Origin of the sequence: Nitrosomonas marina (assembly GCF_900111605.1) — a bacterium.
In the GTDB taxonomy this organism is placed as follows: domain Bacteria; phylum Pseudomonadota; class Gammaproteobacteria; order Burkholderiales; family Nitrosomonadaceae; genus Nitrosomonas; species Nitrosomonas marina_A.
Window position 1 is genome coordinate 1 of sequence record NZ_FOIA01000068.1, and the last position, 2,914, is coordinate 2,914.

The 2,914-nt window shown below is 37.6% G+C and carries 3 protein-coding genes; all 3 read right to left on the bottom strand.

Annotated elements, in window-relative coordinates; all coding sequences use genetic code 11:
* Positions 1 to 26: 26 nt before the first annotated feature.
* The 3 genes from BMY62_RS15630 to BMY62_RS15640 all read right to left on the bottom strand — a co-directional run bounded on the left by BMY62_RS15630 (position 27) and on the right by BMY62_RS15640 (position 2,291).
* On the bottom strand, positions 27 to 518 hold the full coding sequence (locus BMY62_RS15630; protein ID WP_090662155.1) for a hypothetical protein: 492 nt from the start codon (positions 516 to 518) through the stop codon (positions 27 to 29).
* On the bottom strand, positions 518 to 709 hold the full coding sequence (locus tag BMY62_RS15635) for a hypothetical protein (protein WP_218143012.1): 192 nt from the start codon (positions 707 to 709) through the stop codon (positions 518 to 520). The genes BMY62_RS15630 and BMY62_RS15635 overlap by 1 nt, the downstream gene beginning before the upstream one ends.
* A gap of 388 nt (positions 710 to 1,097) precedes the next feature.
* Positions 1,098 to 2,291, bottom strand: coding sequence for a tyrosine-type recombinase/integrase (locus BMY62_RS15640; RefSeq protein WP_090662158.1), 1,194 nt, complete (start codon positions 2,289 to 2,291; stop codon positions 1,098 to 1,100).
* Between the last annotated feature and the right edge of the window lie 623 nt (positions 2,292 to 2,914).

Below are 2,914 nucleotides of genomic sequence, written 5' to 3' on the forward strand. Positions count from 1 at the left end.
TATAATAAACAAAATGTTATTATACACTAACCAGGAAAAATAACTTCACTTCCAGACTTGCTTCGTTTTGTAATCGCAATTTTTAGATATGCCCTACTACTATTGGCGGGAGGACTAGATCTGAGAAAACCGGTAATCCATTCCTGGTCCATTAAACGGCGACAAACCTCTTGCATCAAACGGGTTTTCCCGCTACCGGCAGTTCCAACGATTATTTGAACCAAGGTATCAATTTTATTCTTTAAAGCCCAATTTAACAGTTGATTTAGATCGCCTTCTGCTTCAGGGTGAAAATCCGCACCGCACTGCTCGGGTCGAAGCAATGATATTTCACCAAAACCAGGCTCCCAAATAAATTCATTTTGTTCAAACAAACAGTCGGGATTATAAGAATCTACACTTTCTAAGTAGGAATTAATTCCTATTTCCCCAGCAAGGACCAGATTAAAATCTCCCCCAACCTGTATGTTTACAGAGTTATTTCCAGATTTTATATATTGTTCATCCTTATTAAACATTACTTTTTTTTGATCTTATTTTCGATATTTAAGTCGTTACCAACTTGAATATTAGTAGTGTTACGCCCGGATTTGATACTTTGATTGCTTCTGCCTTTCTTTTTTCTAATTACATTTGCTATCAACGCAATTCCGGCACCAGAAAAAATCCATTCTTTGTTGTCGATAATCCACGACATCACCTCGTCCATATGTGCCCCCTGCTTTTGTGTAACAGCCTGTTAATGCGTAATTATTTATCATTTTTATAGATTTCTTCCTAAAAATATTGCAACTATATGTTTAATAAATATTCGGTATCCTAAAAAAACATGCACGACAAAATGGTGAACAATCCAGTTTTTTTCTAACCGTTAGCATTAAGTATAGGATAAAAAATCTTTATATGAAAATTTAACCAAAAACGAGAAAAATTCTAGATGGACGTAACGGACGCATATAATTTCTTGCGAGACGGGTGCTGACACTAGAAAATATTAGAAGCTGATTTATACTCACGATAAACTGTGCGTCTTAAAAGCTATCATTGAACTCGAAATTAAAAAGTGTGATTATTACTCGAATCCAAGTTGCAAGTTGTTATTTCTTTTTCTTAAATTGCACAATTTCACTTGGGTTTGATAGCCCGCCAGCTGCAAGCATTGCGCTTGTGGCCGTATTGACCGAGTCTCTTACTGGATCAAGATCAAGCCGCGCATAAATCGCCGTTGTATTTTGGTTCTTATGATTAAGCGATTTGCCAATAATCGCAAGCGATGCACCGGTTTTTGCTTGCCAGCTTCCCAAGGTGCGCCTTAAATCATGAAGTCGCAAATCTTTTATTCCTGCACGATTTAATATACGTTCCCACCCTTTTCTGGGTTCTTGAAGATGTCCCGATTTTCCGGTACCTGGAAAAACAAATTCACTATCATCAGATTTTCGGTTTTGTAAAACCTCAACCGCTTCAGGTGAAAGCGTTACCGTTTGAGGTGTATCGTTTTTTGTTGCTTCAATACGCCATTCGGCGCGTTCAAAATTAATATCCTGCCATTTCATGCTGCACACATTTGATCTGCGTGCGCCAGTTAATAGCGAGATTAAAATATAGTCTCTAACCGTTCCATTTGGCTCTTCTGAGAGTGCCTGAAAGAATCTTGGCAGTTCATCACTTTGAATGAACCGGTCTCGGCTTTTTTCTTTGTTACGCCTGATCCCAATAGCCGGATTGTTTTCCCAAAGCCCTGCAGATATTGCCCAACCGAACACGCTTGAAATCAGAGCTAAAATTCGATTGGCTGCAATTGGTCCTGATTTTGTTGTTATATTGCTATGAAGTAGCGATACTGTTGCCCGGTTTATTTCTGATAACTTTTTTTTGCTCAACTGTTTTTCGACATGTTTTTTATAATTATCCAGATCATCTGCCCATGTTTTTTTCTTTGGTTTAGAGTGTCTTTCTATATATTCGGTAAATAAATCGCAGAAGAGGAATTCAGATTTCAATTTGCGTTTAGCTTCAGCTGGGTTTTTGCCCTCAGCTATAATCAAATTGATTTCCATGGTTTTTCGCCTTGCTTGATCAATCGTCATGTCAGGGTGGCGTCCCAGCGTTATACGTTCAGGATTGCCACCTTTTATACGTTTAAAGACACTGAAAGTTTTTATGCCCGTCGATGATATGCGTAAGTGCAAACCGCTCACCTTTGTGTCATGATACGTGTCGCGCTTGCCTTTTTGTGGCAAGGGAAGGGCGTCAATCTCCGCTTTTGTAAAGTTGAATTTTTTGACCATAGCAAACTGGGGTTACGCGGGGGTTACATTGCAGGTATATTTTGGCGCATTTCTGTCAATGCGTGTAAATGTCAAATTTACCCTGAATGCCTTTCTGTGTAAAGGTATACGTATTTAAATCAATTCTCATAAATACGGATAAATACACAGAATTTGTGATTTGTAATCAGAAGGTCCCGAGTTCGATTCTTGGTGTCGGCACCATAAAAACAATAAGTTACGTTTAGTTAAATATTTAATAATTTTTCATGTAGACGTAATGTAGACCACAAATCAGATGTGGGTAGCAATTAAAAATTTGCACTAAAAATCTACTTTATAGTAAGTAAAATTTGTGTTTAGCAAATATCAAGCTCTATTCTTGGCTTTGGCGCTATTGAATCAGATGTTTTATGTGAGATTTTGTTGAACACAGACATCACAAAACAATATTATTTTATCGACGAATATTTTTGTCATAAAAAGTGGTTTATCTGTAAGAATAATACTTTCTATGGCAGCGGAGCATTTAGTTATTTTTAATTAATTCTAACGATCATTTCGGTAGACGCCACCCCTGATCATGAAAGAAACTTGAGAGGAAGGTGGCAGGAAGAGGTCGCACATTTTTTTGGTGACTTGAT